The following is a 14,905-nucleotide window of genomic DNA, read 5'->3' as shown; positions in this document are numbered from 1 at the left end:
GAACCTGTTTCCCGTTTGCACTTATCCAATATTTTGCAAAAACAATATATAGCTGATTTCAGTCAGGCTGTTGATGACTTTAACGCGTATCAAATCCCAAAATAAATCAGATGTTTTTAATTCGTCATTTACTATCGTGACAAGCGGCATGGATGCCGCTATTTTGCTGTGCTACATGGATGTAGCATCAGCGAAACAAAAGATTTTTGCTTACTTTTGATCTCTCAAAAGTAAGGTATGCCTATACAAATGGTCTTGGAGAATATCTTAAAACGGAGGCAGTGCAGTATGTATCGCTCCTTAAACATTTGAATAATCAGTTGCCTGCTATCCAATAATAAGTCGCCAAACCCAAACACGTAAAAATTAACGACCCAATTAAATGAATAGAAATTGCCAACATCGCCATTCCCAACTTACCGCTTTGCAATAAAGTCACAATCTCAATCGAGAACGTTGAAAACGTAGTTAAAGCACCACAAAAGCCGGTGATTACGAAAAGCTTATAGTTCGGACTTAAATCACTATGAGCAAAATAAGCCATCGCCAAACCAATAATAAAGCCACCGACTAAATTAACAGTGACAGTACCCAATGGAATTTGCGGATAAATTGGGTTGAGTTTTAAACCTAAAAACCAACGCAACCACGCCCCTAGAACTGAGCCTAAAGCAATTGAAAGTAAAGGATAATACATAGAACCACCCCTTTAGTGACATGCTAAAAGAGCAAACAAAAATGATGGGAAACGTGACATGGCGTACTCCAAAAATAAGCAGAGTACGCAATAACCTACGTACCCAGCGATATAAATACATGAGGGTAACGTAGGCATCATTAGCCGATATGGCGGTTTTTCAAGGGAGGAATGCCATCTCCCCGTTTTAAGTATATTAAATCATCTAAAATTTGATTAAAACATACTTTTTAAATCATGGACGTTCATCGTATTGTGGTAAATCGTCACAAATGCTTTCCCACTCTGCTTTTGAAGCAGCAAAAATATGCATTGTCGGCTTTTGATCTAATGGTGTATCGAGTGACCCAATTCTTACACGATACAGTTCAGGCTGGGCATCACGCGAGCTAATAAGCGGTGAACCACATTCGCTACAAAACCAGCGATACACACCATTCACAGCAAATTTTTTGACGAGATCTTCACCTTGGGTAATTTTAAAATCTGTACTTTTAACAGGAGCATTGGTGGCAAATGCTGTTCCATTGGATTTTCGGCATCGTTGGCAATGACACTGAATAATATCTCCGATATCGCCCTTAATTTCATAGCGAATACCCTGACATAAACAACTTCCTTGATAAACTGGTGATGCTTGAGACATGTTCTCGTAAATCCTATTATTATTGATTGCTCAAAAATAACACTTTTCACATATCAAACATAGCAGCGAATTTGCCGTTATTTCTCTAAGAATGAATGCACGCCTTCACCAGCAGCTCGTCCAGTAGCAAAGCATGCTGTAAGCAAATAGCCGCCTGTAGGAGCATCCCAGTCCAGCATTTCACCACAGCAAAAAACACCTGAGGTTTGTTTAAGCTCTAGGCTTTCAGTTAATGCACCTTGCTTAACACCACCAGCACAGCTAATTGCTTCTTCAATCGGTCTAAAGCCACTTAACTTGATTTGAAGTGCTTTAATTTGCTGAGCCATAGCCTCTGGTTGGTTCCATAGCGCTTTATCAACCACTTCTCTAATTAAGTTAATTTTGGCCGTGTCTAAGCCTGCTTTACGCCAAATATTAGTAAGCGATTGTTTTTTGCTAGCCTGTAATTTTTTAACTAACTGTGTAAGCTCTACATCAGGCAATAAATCTAAAAATAGATTTAAGCTTTTCCCTTGTTTTTGTTGTTCTCTTAAAGCTCGTCCAAGTTTATAAATGACACCACTTTCTAAACCATAGTGAGTAATCACAATATCGCCATGAGTAACTTGGCTAGGTTCAACCCACGCATTGATACGCTTTAAAGGTTCACCAAAACAGCTTTCCATAAAAGCTGACCAAGTGTGCAATACCCCTGCATTACTTGCTTTAAAAGGTTCAATACTGGATTGATCTATCCATTGCTGCCAAGCACCATCACTACCCAATTGAGACCAAGATACAGCCCCACAAGCCAACACGACTGCATCGTATTGTTGGGTAAAAGTCTTGCTGCTTTGATTATTTTGGTTTTCTAAAGTCACCGTTGTACCTTGCAAATTAATACAACGATGTCGATAAAAGAATTTAACCTGTTGTTCTGCTAAACGTTTAAGCCAAGCACGCAGTAAAGGAGCAGCTTTCATTTCGACAGGAAAAATGCGACCTGAAGTGCCCACATACGAGTCTATTCCCAGACTTTTCATCCAGTTCTGAATCCAGACTGCATCCCATTTCTCAACCCACGGTTTAAGCCATTCTGCATGGTCATAACGTTCAATGAACTGGGCTAATGGTTCAGCATGCGAGATATTCAAACCTGTTTTACCAGCCATCAAAAACTTACGCGCAGCCGAAGGTTTTTGCTCAAACACATCAATTTCATAAGCATACTGGCTCAGTACCTCAGCTGCCATTAAACCAGCCGGACCAGCACCGATAATGGCAATGCGCTTACTCGCCATGTGTTTGCCCTTGCAGTGGCGTAAATTCATCAAATCGAGTTTGATAACCTTCAGGCTTGCTGATTATGAGCTGTTGGCAAAGCTCACCACGCTCTAAATATTTAATTTCAAAATGAGTACGTGCAGAAGTTTGTGCAATTTTTTCTTTTTGGTAAGGCAGCTTCCACACATTTAATAACTGTTGTTCAGCTTCTTCAATATATTCAGGGATATTACTTGCCAAAGTAATGGTTCCGCCTGTTTTCAGACGTGATAACAAAAACTCAAAAAATGGCATGTTTAACCAGCGCTGTGCCGGATTATGAGGTTCAGGGTTCGGATAGAGAATAAAAAAATGTTCAACTTGTGCAGGGTGTAAAGCATGTACCACCCACGGCAAAGCATCCGCATGTACAGGTACCAGATTTTCTCGTGGTTCTAAACCATGCTGCTTTTGCATTGCCAAGAATTTTTCTCGGGTTCGTTCAATCGCATATAACGTGTGCTGTGGATTTTGCCCACTAAATAGCAAAGCATGTTTACCTTTGCCCGCCCCAATTTCTACACAAATTGGAGTATTTTCAATTGGGGTAAAATCGCGAGGCGCTTGCATACGTTGTGCTTGAAATTGACGAATCTGCATAATCACATCAAACTAAATAAAAATCGGCACAAGTCTAACAAGTCACCTGACTTTTGCCTAATCTATTTCTCTTCACTTTGAGGATATCGCTTTATGCCACGTACATTCCCCTGCCCACGTTGTGGTGAACCAAGTGTTTGGGAAGGCAATGAATTTCGTCCATTTTGTTCTGAACGTTGTAAACTCATTGATTTAGGCGCTTGGGCAAACGATGAATATAGACTGCCTACCCAAGATGCTCCTCAACAAAACAAGGGTAGTCAGCATGAAGATGATTATGAGGATTAACCCGCTTTACCTGCGACAAACGGGTTAAATTTTTTTTCATAGCCAATGGTACTCATTGGACCATGACCTGAAATAAATTGAGTTTGATCTGGCAAGCTAAAGCATTCGCGTTGAATCGACTCAATGAGTTGCTCATGGTTCCCACGTGGAAAGTCTGTTCTTCCTATTGAGCCTTTAAACAGGACATCGCCAGTCCAAAGTAAGCCATGATTTTTGTTATAGAACATGACATGCCCTGGTGTATGTCCTGGTGCAAAACGCACCTCAAACTCATCTTCACCTAGTTTTAGCACTTCGCCGCCTTCAAGCCATTGATCAACTTTTACTGGCTGTGGAATTGGAAAGCCATAACGTGCTGAAACTTCCTGAATCATATCTAACCAGAACTGATCTTCTTTATGCGGACCAACAACAGGAACACTCCATTCTTGTGCGAGTTCACCCACTGCCCCTGCGTGATCTAAATGCCCATGAGTGAGCCATAGTGCCTTTACTTTTAAACCTAAGGCTTCTACTTCTTTCTTCAAAACAGCAGCGTCACCGCCAGCATCAATCAAAACTGCTTCTTTTGTTTCACTGTCCCAAACTAAAGAACAATTTTGAGCAAAAGCAGTAACTGGAACAATTTTGACTTGCAGCATAAGAACCTCTGGCTAAAACGCAATTAACGGTGGGCTAAGGTATGGGTAAGGGCATCAAGATTAGCCTGAACTAAACCTGCAAGCAAATCAATATGAGCCTGATCACTATTTAAAGCAGGAATGTAAGCATAGCTTCCGCCACCCGCCTCTTGAAACAACTCAGCGTTTTGGATGGCTAACTCTTCAAGTGTTTCTAAGCAGTCAGCAGAAAAAGCAGGACTTAAAACCTGAACTGACTTAACACCCTGCTTCGCCCAATCTTGTAAAAGCTGATCGGTATAAGGTTTTACCCATTCTTGTTTTCCAAAACGTGATTGGAAACTAATTGCCCATTCATCATCTTTTAAATGCAAAGCTTCAGCGACTAACTTTGCGGTAATGCGACAACGGTCTGCATAAGGGTCACCTTTGTCTGCATAAGGCTGTGGAATACCATGAAATGACATCAATAGTTTTTCAGGCTTACCATGCTGCTCTTGGTAAGCTAAAACACTTTCTGCCAGTGCCTGAATAAACATTGGGTGCTGGTAGTAGTCTTTAATAATGGTCAGACCCGGCAAATTGCGCTGACTAGGAATCCATTTGGCAAATGCATCGTATAGAGGCGCTGTCGACGTCGCAGAATACTGAGGAAATAAAGGCAATAAAATGACATGCTCTTGTGGATGAGCTGCCAGTTTTTCTAAAACTGCATCAATACCCGGATTACCATAAGTCATTGCTGGCAATACAGTTAAATCAAATTGTTTATTTTCATGCTCTAAATAAGCCTGCACACGTTGAGTTTGTTCAAGCACAATTTCACGCATGGGTGAATCGGTAGACCATACTGAAGCATAGGCATGCGCTACTCTTTTTGGGCGAAAAGGTAAAACGAACAAATTTAAGATAATCCACCAGATGAATTTTGGTATTTCAATCACACGTGAATCAGATAAAAACTGCTTTAAAAAACGGCGCACCGCTGGGACAGTTGCCTCATCCGGTGTACCTAAATTCGCTAAAATGACAGTAACTTTCGGTTTTTGTTCAAACGACATGCGCAAATGCCTTTCAGTTCAACTTATGACACTAATGTAACAGTTTTCATTGTTATATATAAATTGAATCGCTCTAAGCTTTTAATCGAGCACCTCGATGATTCCATTTATAACTCAGCAAAAGCTTTTGCGCTTTTGTAGTCAATTTCCACAAACTTGGGTATTGCTCAGATTTTGTTGGAATAATCCAACCTTGTGACTGCATTTGCCTTTTAATTCGAAATAGCGCTTTATGATTGATTTGTGCACAAGCTACTGCATGGGCACGAGGTAACACCTCGCGGGCATCTTCTAGCCCTGCTTGATTAAGATATTCATTAAGGCAAGTGCCGAAGTTTTCTTCTGGCATAGCTGTCTCAAAGTGTTTAGCCAAAATACTTAATAGCTCAGACCACGTCATTTGTCTCTGCCGTTTCAGCTCTTTAAAGTTACCATCTTGAAACGCTTGAATTTGATACTCAAACGCAAAAATGTCTTGTGGCGCTACTTCATTGAGTTGTGTAGGTACATCTGCTAATTGTTTCTCTAATTGTAAAATTTTACTTTTTAATCGATTAACCTCATCTTCTAACTGATGTGCTTGGTGTGCAGGTACCCACCCTTGTCCCACATGTTGTTCAACCATTAGAGGCATATTTAAACGGACGGCTAGCTCTAAATCACGTGGGCTTTTAAAGTAAAATACGTGGTGAGCTTCGTGTAATAGTTTCTTTCTAAATGCTAGAAATTTTTCTTTAAGCTGTGGATGAGTCTCTTGCAAATGCATATCGCGGCTTTCAGGTTGCTCATGCATGAATACCACAATAGGTTTAGCTCGGCTTAAAGCATATTCATACTCTTGGGCAAAATAGCTAGTGCCAGAAATAGATTGTTCACCGTACTGGCTGCCTAATAGTAAGACAACGTAATCCGATTCATCAATTTGTCGACGGGAAAGTGTTGTAGTTAAAGGACTTCTATACTCTAAACCCCAAGCAAAGAAACCCATACTGACTAAAGTTTGAGAGAGAACTACACGTTCAGGTTGCATCTCGCGACCTGACGTTGAAATAAAAATCTGATAGCGTGTATCGAGCATAACAATACCCTTATCGCCCCATAATCTTAATATGGCCTAAATAAGCCAAGACTATGAACCGCCCCAAATAAGAAAAAATAAATATAAAAAACGCTTTCTTCTGAATGCCTACAACAGAGCTCAACTCAGATTGTGCAGCGTCCATGTCAATTCTTGTGGAATCATATTCTGTAAAACAGGTTGCAATGCGTCGGCATTATTACCACTTACATAACATTCAATACGTGCAACATTCTGACGTATTTGGTCACATAATAACTCATTTTTTATTAAAATACGGGCTGTTTGTCGGGCAACTGCTAATCCCGAATCAACCAGTGTGAATTGGTTATCAAAAAGATGATGAATTGCTTCATTTAAGAACGGATAATGCGTACAACCGAGCACTAAATAGTCAGCCCCTTGATCGGCTGCAGTCTGTAAAACCTCTTTTAATGCATTCAAACAAACAGGACTCATTTGCTGCCCTGCTTCAACACAAGGAACAAGTTCCAGATTGGTTAAAGTCATGACTTTAACACCCGCTGGAACAGCAAATTTTTCTACAACATCTTTAATAAGTTGCCCACGAAAAGTAGCAGGCGTTGCCAATACTGCAACTACCTTAGAACGTGTTTGTAATACGGCAGGTTTTAATGCCGGTACTAAACCAACAATAGGAAAGTGCTCGCCATAATGTTCACGTAAATGGTCAAGACTGAATGCTGAGGCAGTATTGCATGCTACAACTGCAATTTTACAACCTTGGCGGTATAACCAATCGACAGCGCGAGCGGTAAGCTCTCTAATTTCGTCATCAGAACGAGGGCCGTAAGGTACATAGGCTGTATCGGCATAATAGACAATACGTTCGTTTGGCAAATATCTGGCAATTTCTGCTGCAACCGACATTCCACCAATTCCCGAATCAAAAATACCAATTGGGGCATCTGCTGATGCTTTAGGCATAGATTCTAATTCAGTAAATAAAGGCTGTATGGCTGTCATGGCAGTACTAGAGAGTGTCGGAAAATTTCACTCTATAAAGCTTAAACCTCAAGTGCCTAATTGCAAGTGCAAATTACCACTTTTTAACTGCAAAATGGTTTCACCTTTATCATTTTCGACCAGTGTTCCGTAGTTCACGAGGTGATAGAAAGCTTGGCGTTGAATAAGCGCATTAATACCAAATCGGACATGCACATAAGGGCGTAATTCGCCTGCATATTCCCGCATAAAAATCGGGTGTTCTGCATCAACCAAAATCACATCTTGATTGGTCGTCGTCAGTTGTAAAAACTGATCACCTGAAATTTCGACCTGATCGACCTGATTGACCAATAAAGGTTCATCTGCAACTTCGATTTCAATTTGTTCTACAGGGGTTTTCAGGTAGAATTTACCCTCTTCTTTCCATAGGACTTTGGTAAACAAATCCAATAGGGCTTGGCGCTTGATTAATTGACCTTCGTGCCACCATTCTCCATTGGCTTTAACCGTTAAATCCATTTTACCGCAATGCTTTGGATGCCATTGCTCTAAAGGTGGGATTGACCTTTTGTGACTTTGCTGTACATCTTTTAAGTATTGTGCAATGTTCATTAAGTTTTTATCATCAGATAACGGTATTTTTCCCATATCCGATGGGGAATTATTTTGATTTACCATAGTTTATGCCTTGCTGACGAGAAAATATGACGACTCAGCCAATTGGCTAGATCATGGTTTAAAACTATACTAGCCAAAACGATAAAAGGCACAATAGCATATTTGCGCCTATGGATTAAAACTCACGGCAGCACCGGATGATCTGACATTACGGTTGCCACCTTTAAGTATTGAGGAGTCCTACATGGAACACATCGAACGCGAATCGATGGAGTTTGACGTTGTCATCGTAGGTGCAGGACCTGCAGGTCTATCTGCTGCGATTAAGATCCGTCAATTAGCGATTGAGAATAACTTACCCGATCTTTCAGTTTGTGTAGTTGAAAAAGGCTCTGAAGTAGGTGCGCATATCTTATCTGGTGCTGTACTTGAACCACGTGCTATTAATGAACTTTTCCCGAACTGGAAAGAAGAAGGCGCGCCTCTTAACGTACCTGTAACTGAAGACAAAACATTCTTCTTGCTTTCAGAAACTACGTCTAAAGAAGCACCTCACTGGATGGTTCCTAAAACCATGCACAATGACGGTAACTATGTTATTTCATTAGGTAACGTGGTTCGTTGGTTAGGCCAAAAAGCTGAAGAATTAGAAGTTTCTATCTTCCCTGGCTTTGCTGCATCTGAAGTGCTTTACCATGAAGACGGTACTGTAAAAGGTATTCAAACTGGTGACATGGGTATTGGTAAAGATGGCGAACCAACGCATAACTTTACTCCGGGTTATGAGCTTCACGCTAAATACACTCTCTTTGCTGAAGGTTGCCGTGGTCACTTAGGTAAACGCCTCATTGCAAAATATAACCTTGATAAAGATGCTGACCCTCAGCACTACGGTATCGGGATTAAAGAACTTTGGGAAATTGACCCAGCAAAACATAAGCCGGGCTTAGTGATGCATGGCGCTGGTTGGCCATTGGCTGAAACTGGTTCTTCTGGTGGTTGGTGGTTATACCACGCTGAAAACAACCAAGTGACTTTGGGTATGATCGTGGACTTGTCTTATGAAAATCCACACATGTATCCATTCATGGAAATGCAGCGCTGGAAAACTCATCCTCTCATTAAACAATATTTAGAAGGTGGTAAGCGTATTTCTTATGGCGCACGTGCTGTAGTGAAAGGCGGCTTCAACTCATTGCCTAAATTGACTTTCCCGGGCGGTTGCTTGATTGGTGATGACGCAGGTTTCTTAAACTTTGCAAAAATCAAAGGCTCACACACTGCCATGAAATCAGGCATGTTATGTGGTGAGGCTGTATTTGAAGCGATTGCTGCTGGTGTAGAAAAAGGTGGTGACCTTGCGATTGCACGTGTTACTGAAGGCGAAGATTTATTCGTTAAAGAATTGACTTCATACACTGACAAATTTAACAACAGCTGGTTAAAAGAAGAGCTTTATAACTCTCGTAACTTTGGCCCAGCAATGCATAAATTTGGTCAATGGATTGGTGGTGCATTTAACTTTATCGACCAAAACGTATTTAAAGTTCCATTTACTTTACATGACTTGAAGCAAGACTTCGCTGCATTGAAAACTGTTGATGCAACGAGCTTCAAACCAAACTATCCAAAACCGGATGGCAAGCTTACATTTGACCGTTTGTCTTCTGTGTTTATCTCAAACACTGTACATGAAGAAAACCAGCCAGCTCATTTGAAGCTTACTGATCCTTCAATTCCAGTGAACGTAAACTTACCAAAATGGGATGAGCCTGCTCAGCGCTACTGCCCTGCTGGTGTTTATGAAATCATGGAAAATGATGATGGTTCTAAGCGCTTCCAGATTAACGCAGCAAACTGTGTTCACTGTAAGACTTGTGATATTAAAGACCCATCTCAAAACATTACTTGGGTAACGCCTGAAGGCGGCGGTGGTCCAAATTACCCTAACATGTAATAAAAAAGCCCCGAATAATCGGGGCTTTTTTATTAGTATCCACTTATTGAAAAGGCGGTATTCTTGATACTTTTAAATTAAAATTCTTTTTATAGAAAATAAATGTGCCTAATAAAAATAAGCTAAGAAAACCCAAATTCCGTGCTAGATCAATATACCAAGCTGATTTTCCAAACAATAAATCAATCATTAGCATAAATCCCATAAAACCTGTATGTAAGATGATGCTATTGTTAATTTTTGATTCTGGAGCAAAAGATGTATTTCTATAACCTAATATAATTGAACCAAGAATTATAAAAGTGAATAGAATTATGTTAGCAGTAGTCTCAGTTAACCAAGAAACTTCTATACGTAACAAACCAGCAAGACATGCGAACCAAAGGAAAATAAATAAGCTTCGTTTTAAAAAATAATCATTCATTTTTATATGTCATTTATATACTTAACTTTATAGATTATATAATGATTCTTATTTATAAAAAATTATCATTTTTAAATAATTTTAATGTTTAATGGCTCCCAACACTATTCATTAGAAGCCTTATTTATTCTATTAGCCCTTTTTCACCAAGTAATGAAATTCTTTATGACCATTTTCATCTAAGCGTTCTTCTTGCAAAAGCAACTCATGACCTAAATGCATACAAAATTTAGGAATATCCCACGATGTCGAATTGTCTGTTGCGAAGACCTCAACCACGTCTCCAGACTTAGATTTACGAATGGCTTGATGCAACATCATGACAGGTTCCGGACAACGTAAACCACGTGTATTGAGTTGTACAGTAGGTGAAATAGGTTGTTCTGACATAACAAACTCGAACAAATAGAATTTTCACATTTTAGCATAAACCGATCACTGACTTATGAACTGTAACTGGTGTTTACATAACAATATGTGTTTTGTCTTTTACTTTGTTTTATAGATGCATAAGGGCCTTTTCTTCGGTATGATCAATGTATTCATTTGATACATTGAGTCTTTAGGAAAGATCATGCAAGAGGAACCGAGTCCGTCGTGGGGAATGCGAGGCTTACGAAAGTGGTTAGGTACAGCGCCCGAAACCCGAGATGAATTATTAAAACTAGTCCAAAATTCACGTCGTTTTTTAGAACCTGATACTGTTGCCATGCTTGAAGGTGTTCTTGACCTTCCTGCTACAAAAATTCGTGAAGTTATGACGCCACGAACAGCAATGATCAGTATGCAAGAAGATGATCAGTTACTTGATATTCTTCACGTATTGGTTGAGTCTGCTCACTCACGTTTTCCAGTTTTCTCAGCTGACCAACCCGATAATGTTGTCGGTATTTTATTGGCAAAAGATTTATTGCCATTTTTGACTGAACCAAATACCAAATTAGATATTGGCTCGCTTATGCGCCAGCCATTATTTGTGCCTGAAAGCGCACGTTCAGATCAAGTTCTTCGTATGCTCAAACATACCCAAACCCATATCGCGATTGTCATTGATGAATATGGCTCTACGGCTGGTCTTGTTACACTTGAAGATATTCTTGAAGAGATCGTGGGTGAAATTGAAGACGAACATGATACTGCTGATGAAGATGCGCAGTACATTGTTCCAGATAGTGACCACAGTGTAGCGAATGCATGGATGGTGCAGGCACTTACACCAATTGAACACTTCAACACTGTATTAGATGCTGATTTTTCTGACGATGAAGTAGAAACTGTCGGCGGTTTATTGCTTCAAGAAATTGGTCTAGTCAGTGATTTACAAGGTCAGACAGTTGAACTTGGAAAATGGTTATTTACGATTGTTGAAGCAGATGCCCGCACTATTCATCTGATTCGAGCTGTACGTCAATGAGAGCATACTTTGAAAAGCTGTTAGATTCTTCGAAACAACAAAAACAGCTTCCTTTAATTTTTCCTTTGCTCATAGCTTTATTTTCAGGTGCCGTGTTCAGCTTTGCACTGGCACCTTATTATTGGTGGTGGCTGGCAATTTTGTCTCCTGCCCTACTCTATGCGACATTGCATAAACGCTCAGCCAAACAAGCATTTGCGATTGGCTGGAGTTATGGTTTTGGTTTATGGTTTGTAGGGGCTTTCTGGCTCTATACATCTATCCATGTATATGGCGATACCAATGCCTTTTTAAGCGTATGTATGATTGCTGTTATGGCTCTTGTGATGGGGTTATTTACAGCATTCCAAACTTGGGTTTATCGACGCTTCTTCCCTGAAACACCGCTGACTTTCGCCCCTCTCTGGATTGTTTTTGAGTGGGCTAAAACTTGGGTATTTACGGGTTTCCCGTGGCTATTTGTAGGTTACGCTTTTACTGAACGCCTACTCGATAGTTATGCACCGCTATTTGGTATTTATGCAATTTCCTTCGTGGCAATTGTATTGGCGTGTGCTTTAGTCGAAGTTCTACGTAAGCGTATTTTTTGGGTTATTCCTTCTGCCCTATTAGTTTTAGGTGCATGGGGAGCATCATATATTCAGTTTGTACAACCTAAAGCGGCTAAACCACTGAGCGTTTCGCTTATTCAAGGTAACATTCCACAAGATTTAAAATGGCTAACCGAATATCAAGTTAGAACATTAGAAATTTATGCAGGTTTAACTCAATCTGAATGGGGCCGTGACCTGATTGTATGGCCTGAGTCTTCAATTCCACTCTTCCAAACCGACATTGAACCGTTTTTGGATGCCATGGATGCTCAAGCGAAAAAGAACCATACTGCGTGGGTAACTGGCATTCCTTATTGGGATGTCGCGAAATCACATCAAGTCGGCAGTCCTCTGTATTACAACAGTATTATGGCTTCAGGTAGTGACTCAAGCGGTCTCTATAAAAAGCAGCGTCTCGTACCTTTTGGTGAATATATTCCGCTTTCAGGTTTACTGTCATGGGTGTTACCAGCCATGCAAAATGATATTAGCATGAGCGGTTTTACACGTGGCGAGAGCAACCAGAAACCACTCTTAATTAAAGGGCATGCGCTTGCTGCTGCAATTTGTTATGAAGTGGCTTATCCGAACCTGACACGACGTAATGCAGAAGATAGCGACTTCTTGGTGACTGTATCTAATGATGCTTGGTTTACGGGTACTGCTGGCCCATGGCAACATTTACAAATGGTGCAAATGCGCGCGAAAGAAAATGGTCGCTGGTTTATTCGTGCAACCAACACAGGTGTAACAGCGTTTATTGATCAAAATGGTCATATCACTGAACAAGCACCAATTGATAAAGAGTTTGTCTTGAGAGGTGATTTACCGGCCATGCAAGGTCAAACTCTCTATAACCGTCTAGGTGATTACCCAATTTTAGGATTTGCAGTATTACTGTTGGTTTTAGGTTGGATCTATCGTCCACGTCAAGTTGATGTGTCTTATAAATCACGTCGCTAAATTATAATAGCTTTGTACCCAGAGGAACTTCAAACTCTGGGATACAAAGTGCTACATCCCCATCTGCGTTATGAAACCCTGTCACCAAGCATTCTGACTGAATAGGTCCGATTTGTTTTTTAGGGAAATTTACGACAGCAACGACTAATTTACCAATCAAGTCCTGCGGTTGATAAAGTTTAGTAATCTGAGCACTCGATTTACGTACACCCAATTCTTCACCAAAATCTACATGCAAAATATAAGCAGGTTTACGCGCTTTTTCAAAAACCTCAGCTTGAATAATTTTACCCACACGAAGCTCTACTTTTAAAAAATCATTCCACTCGATCTGTTCCACTTTATATTTCTCATATTCTTAAATCTTCAAATCAAAAATACACAATATAAAAAAATAAATTATTCATATTTAATTTGAAAATTCCATGTTAAATTAAATCCGCTGATTCAAAAGCCGTAAACGTTTACGTCAATCAACGTTCCAACATACCTCCAACAAGGCTTGGAGCTATTTGTTCAAAATATTTTTTATATTTTGAATGGCACGGGCGTTTGTTGGTTTACGGAGACAAAATGGAAAACCAAAAAACTTTCTATAGTTTTAAGAAACTTCCAAGTCGCTATACTGCTATTGTTTTACCTTTTTTTCTATCCTTCATTATGACTTTTGTAGTGTCTATGGTCAGTACTTTACGAAGTTTAGGATTAGAAGAGTTTTCTATAAATGTCTGGATGTCAGCATGGATCATTTCTTGGTTAATTGCTTTTCCAACACTACTTTTAGTATTACCTGTCGTTCGTAAAATCACGGCACTATTAGTAGAGCCTGTTTAAAAAAATGAAAACGTAGATATTGAGTCTACGTTTTATCTAAAAATTTGGTTTTAAATATCATTAAAAAGCGATTGATAACTGCAAAGATAAATAAGCAACTAAGCTTGATAAAAAGACCATGGGTACATAGCGATAAGCTTTAAAAAGTAATTGTTCATATTTAGAAGAGATCTGTTTAGCTTGCCATACACTCGCTTTTAATGCAGTGAAAAAACTCACCATTAACCATGCACTCACAATACTTAATGCAAAGAAGCCAATCATGATTTGACTGCTACCTTCTGTACTTAGCCATAGTTTTAATGAAACTTCAGCAATGGGTAATAATGCTAAAATCAATAGGACAGACTTAAGCATCGCCCAATGAAACTGATTTAGTTCATCAAGTACGAGAAATGCTTTCATTTAATCTCTCCCATAGTTTTATAAAGTGATTTTTATTTATTATGGGCTTTGTTGCACAAACCTATCTCTAAAGGCTTATTCCACAATATAATTTTGAGATGAATAAGCCTACACCTAAAATCTACCGTACAACCAATTGGCCCACATACAACCGAGCTCTCATTAATCGTGGGAATATTGCCATTTGGTTTGATCCCAAAACACAATGGTATGCTCAACCAAAAAGCCAACATGGTCGAAATCAAACTTATTCCGATACAGCCATCCAATGCTGCTTAATGATTAAATCCATATTTCGTCTTTCTCTACGCATGGTCACTGGCTTTGTACAAAGCCTGATTAAACTTTGCGGATTAGATTGGACAGCGCCAGACTATACGACGCTTTGCAGAAGACAAAAACATATTGATATTGCGATTAGCTACCAAAAAAG

20 protein-coding genes and 1 riboswitch are annotated in these 14,905 nt (G+C 39.7%); of the genes, 6 read left to right on the top strand and 14 right to left on the bottom strand.

Going from position 1 to position 14,905, the window contains the following annotated elements:
- Positions 1–21: 21 nt before the first annotated feature.
- The 5 genes from MSG95_RS04405 to MSG95_RS04385 all read right to left on the bottom strand — a co-directional run bounded on the left by MSG95_RS04405 (position 22) and on the right by MSG95_RS04385 (position 3,254).
- Entirely contained in the window at positions 22–150 is a 129-nt protein-coding gene (locus tag MSG95_RS04405; RefSeq protein ID WP_002053279.1) for a hypothetical protein, read from the bottom strand.
- 166 nt (positions 151–316) lie between these two features.
- Complete coding sequence (gene crcB / locus MSG95_RS04400; protein WP_077164975.1) at positions 317–697, bottom strand: fluoride efflux transporter CrcB; 381 nt, start codon at positions 695–697, stop codon at positions 317–319.
- 124 nt (positions 698–821) lie between these two features.
- A riboswitch (Fluoride riboswitch) is annotated at positions 822–888 on the bottom strand.
- Positions 889–932: 44 nt separating this feature from the next.
- Complete coding sequence (locus MSG95_RS04395) at positions 933–1,343, bottom strand: GFA family protein (protein WP_000075988.1); 411 nt, start codon at positions 1,341–1,343, stop codon at positions 933–935.
- A gap of 77 nt (positions 1,344–1,420) precedes the next feature.
- Positions 1,421–2,626, bottom strand: a complete 1,206-nt coding sequence (locus tag MSG95_RS04390; RefSeq protein WP_077164976.1) for a TIGR03862 family flavoprotein — start codon at positions 2,624–2,626, stop codon at positions 1,421–1,423.
- Positions 2,616–3,254 (bottom strand): SAM-dependent methyltransferase, encoded by a 639-nt coding sequence (locus MSG95_RS04385; protein ID WP_077162820.1) that lies wholly within the window; start codon positions 3,252–3,254, stop codon positions 2,616–2,618. The genes MSG95_RS04390 and MSG95_RS04385 overlap by 11 nt, the downstream gene beginning before the upstream one ends.
- A gap of 87 nt (positions 3,255–3,341) precedes the next feature.
- On the opposite strand from MSG95_RS04385, the gene MSG95_RS04380 reads away from it, so the two are divergent.
- Positions 3,342–3,536 (top strand): DNA gyrase inhibitor YacG, encoded by a 195-nt coding sequence (locus MSG95_RS04380; RefSeq protein WP_004698974.1) that lies wholly within the window; start codon positions 3,342–3,344, stop codon positions 3,534–3,536.
- Here MSG95_RS04380 and MSG95_RS04375 read toward each other — a convergent pair.
- The 5 genes from MSG95_RS04375 to MSG95_RS04355 form a co-directional block, all read right to left on the bottom strand.
- Positions 3,533–4,177, bottom strand: a complete 645-nt coding sequence (locus MSG95_RS04375; protein ID WP_019456911.1) for an MBL fold metallo-hydrolase — start codon at positions 4,175–4,177, stop codon at positions 3,533–3,535. The two genes, MSG95_RS04380 and MSG95_RS04375, sit on opposite strands and share 4 nt — an antisense overlap.
- A 23-nt stretch (positions 4,178–4,200) precedes the next feature.
- On the bottom strand, positions 4,201–5,217 hold the full coding sequence (gene hemH, locus MSG95_RS04370; RefSeq protein ID WP_077164977.1) for a ferrochelatase: 1,017 nt from the start codon (positions 5,215–5,217) through the stop codon (positions 4,201–4,203).
- A 73-nt stretch (positions 5,218–5,290) separates the two neighbouring features.
- Positions 5,291–6,295 carry a DUF4062 domain-containing protein gene (locus MSG95_RS04365; protein WP_077164978.1) on the bottom strand — a complete coding sequence of 335 codons (1,005 nt, stop codon included), beginning with the start codon at positions 6,293–6,295 and terminating at the stop codon, positions 5,291–5,293.
- 120 nt (positions 6,296–6,415) lie between these two features.
- Positions 6,416–7,282, bottom strand: coding sequence for a glutamate racemase (murI, locus tag MSG95_RS04360; protein ID WP_324624608.1), 867 nt, complete (start codon positions 7,280–7,282; stop codon positions 6,416–6,418).
- A 48-nt stretch (positions 7,283–7,330) separates the two neighbouring features.
- On the bottom strand, positions 7,331–7,942 hold the full coding sequence (locus MSG95_RS04355; protein WP_077164980.1) for a DUF1285 domain-containing protein: 612 nt from the start codon (positions 7,940–7,942) through the stop codon (positions 7,331–7,333).
- Positions 7,943–8,126: 184 nt separating this feature from the next.
- Between MSG95_RS04355 and MSG95_RS04350 the strand changes: the two genes are divergently transcribed.
- Positions 8,127–9,839, top strand: a complete 1,713-nt coding sequence (locus MSG95_RS04350) for an electron transfer flavoprotein-ubiquinone oxidoreductase (protein ID WP_004698986.1) — start codon at positions 8,127–8,129, stop codon at positions 9,837–9,839.
- A 43-nt stretch (positions 9,840–9,882) separates the two neighbouring features.
- Here MSG95_RS04350 and MSG95_RS04345 read toward each other — a convergent pair whose 3' ends face one another.
- Positions 9,883–10,263 carry a hypothetical protein gene (locus tag MSG95_RS04345; protein ID WP_139344740.1) on the bottom strand — a complete coding sequence of 127 codons (381 nt, stop codon included), beginning with the start codon at positions 10,261–10,263 and terminating at the stop codon, positions 9,883–9,885.
- Positions 10,264–10,395: 132 nt separating this feature from the next.
- A complete protein-coding gene (gene tusA / locus MSG95_RS04340; protein ID WP_002053527.1) occupies positions 10,396–10,653 on the bottom strand; it encodes a sulfurtransferase TusA in 258 nt (85 codons plus the stop codon).
- Between the two features lie 184 nt (positions 10,654–10,837).
- On the opposite strand from tusA, the gene MSG95_RS04335 reads away from it, so the two are divergent.
- Both MSG95_RS04335 and lnt read left to right on the top strand, forming a co-directional pair.
- On the top strand, positions 10,838–11,677 hold the full coding sequence (locus tag MSG95_RS04335; RefSeq protein ID WP_004698992.1) for an HlyC/CorC family transporter: 840 nt from the start codon (positions 10,838–10,840) through the stop codon (positions 11,675–11,677).
- Positions 11,674–13,233 (top strand): apolipoprotein N-acyltransferase, encoded by a 1,560-nt coding sequence (gene lnt / locus MSG95_RS04330; RefSeq protein ID WP_077164982.1) that lies wholly within the window; start codon positions 11,674–11,676, stop codon positions 13,231–13,233. The genes MSG95_RS04335 and lnt overlap by 4 nt, the downstream gene beginning before the upstream one ends.
- 1 nt (position 13,234) lies before the next feature.
- Here lnt and MSG95_RS04325 read toward each other — a convergent pair whose 3' ends face one another.
- Positions 13,235–13,573, bottom strand: a complete 339-nt coding sequence (locus tag MSG95_RS04325) for a tRNA-binding protein (protein WP_000434938.1) — start codon at positions 13,571–13,573, stop codon at positions 13,235–13,237.
- Between the two features lie 233 nt (positions 13,574–13,806).
- Here MSG95_RS04325 and MSG95_RS04320 point away from each other — a divergent pair, with 233 nt between their 5' ends.
- Positions 13,807–14,067 carry a DUF2798 domain-containing protein gene (locus MSG95_RS04320; protein ID WP_077164983.1) on the top strand — a complete coding sequence of 87 codons (261 nt, stop codon included), beginning with the start codon at positions 13,807–13,809 and terminating at the stop codon, positions 14,065–14,067.
- A 60-nt stretch (positions 14,068–14,127) separates the two neighbouring features.
- On the opposite strand, the gene MSG95_RS04315 is transcribed toward MSG95_RS04320, so the two are convergent.
- Positions 14,128–14,472 (bottom strand): hypothetical protein, encoded by a 345-nt coding sequence (locus MSG95_RS04315; RefSeq protein ID WP_019456903.1) that lies wholly within the window; start codon positions 14,470–14,472, stop codon positions 14,128–14,130.
- 98 nt (positions 14,473–14,570) lie between these two features.
- Here MSG95_RS04315 and MSG95_RS04310 point away from each other — a divergent pair.
- The coding region (locus tag MSG95_RS04310; protein ID WP_272363000.1) for a transposase at positions 14,571–14,905 on the top strand (335 nt) is incomplete at its 3' end.

This window comes from Acinetobacter sp. IK23 (assembly GCF_035615275.1).
Lineage (GTDB): Bacteria > Pseudomonadota > Gammaproteobacteria > Pseudomonadales > Moraxellaceae > Acinetobacter > Acinetobacter seifertii.
Note: the sequence above shows the minus strand (reverse complement) of the source record. Positions and strands in the feature narration are given on the sequence as shown.

Coding starts and splice junctions, on each gene's coding strand:
- crcB (WP_077164975.1), bottom strand. CDS start 697: ATGTATTATCCTTTACTTTCAATTGCTTTAGGCTCAGTTCTAGGGGCG.
- MSG95_RS04355 (WP_077164980.1), bottom strand. CDS start 7,942: ATGGTAAATCAAAATAATTCCCCATCGGATATGGGAAAAATACCGTTA.
- lnt (WP_077164982.1), top strand. CDS start 11,674: ATGAGAGCATACTTTGAAAAGCTGTTAGATTCTTCGAAACAACAAAAA.
- MSG95_RS04390 (WP_077164976.1), bottom strand. CDS start 2,626: ATGGCGAGTAAGCGCATTGCCATTATCGGTGCTGGTCCGGCTGGTTTA.
- MSG95_RS04335 (WP_004698992.1), top strand. CDS start 10,838: ATGCAAGAGGAACCGAGTCCGTCGTGGGGAATGCGAGGCTTACGAAAG.
- MSG95_RS04365 (WP_077164978.1), bottom strand. CDS start 6,295: ATGCTCGATACACGCTATCAGATTTTTATTTCAACGTCAGGTCGCGAG.
- MSG95_RS04315 (WP_019456903.1), bottom strand. CDS start 14,472: ATGAAAGCATTTCTCGTACTTGATGAACTAAATCAGTTTCATTGGGCG.
- hemH (WP_077164977.1), bottom strand. CDS start 5,217: ATGTCGTTTGAACAAAAACCGAAAGTTACTGTCATTTTAGCGAATTTA.
- MSG95_RS04395 (WP_000075988.1), bottom strand. CDS start 1,343: ATGTCTCAAGCATCACCAGTTTATCAAGGAAGTTGTTTATGTCAGGGT.
- MSG95_RS04375 (WP_019456911.1), bottom strand. CDS start 4,177: ATGCTGCAAGTCAAAATTGTTCCAGTTACTGCTTTTGCTCAAAATTGT.
- MSG95_RS04405 (WP_002053279.1), bottom strand. CDS start 150: ATGCCGCTTGTCACGATAGTAAATGACGAATTAAAAACATCTGATTTA.
- tusA (WP_002053527.1), bottom strand. CDS start 10,653: ATGTCAGAACAACCTATTTCACCTACTGTACAACTCAATACACGTGGT.
- MSG95_RS04345 (WP_139344740.1), bottom strand. CDS start 10,263: ATGAATGATTATTTTTTAAAACGAAGCTTATTTATTTTCCTTTGGTTC.
- MSG95_RS04350 (WP_004698986.1), top strand. CDS start 8,127: ATGGAACACATCGAACGCGAATCGATGGAGTTTGACGTTGTCATCGTA.
- MSG95_RS04320 (WP_077164983.1), top strand. CDS start 13,807: ATGGAAAACCAAAAAACTTTCTATAGTTTTAAGAAACTTCCAAGTCGC.
- murI (WP_324624608.1), bottom strand. CDS start 7,282: ATGACAGCCATACAGCCTTTATTTACTGAATTAGAATCTATGCCTAAA.
- MSG95_RS04380 (WP_004698974.1), top strand. CDS start 3,342: ATGCCACGTACATTCCCCTGCCCACGTTGTGGTGAACCAAGTGTTTGG.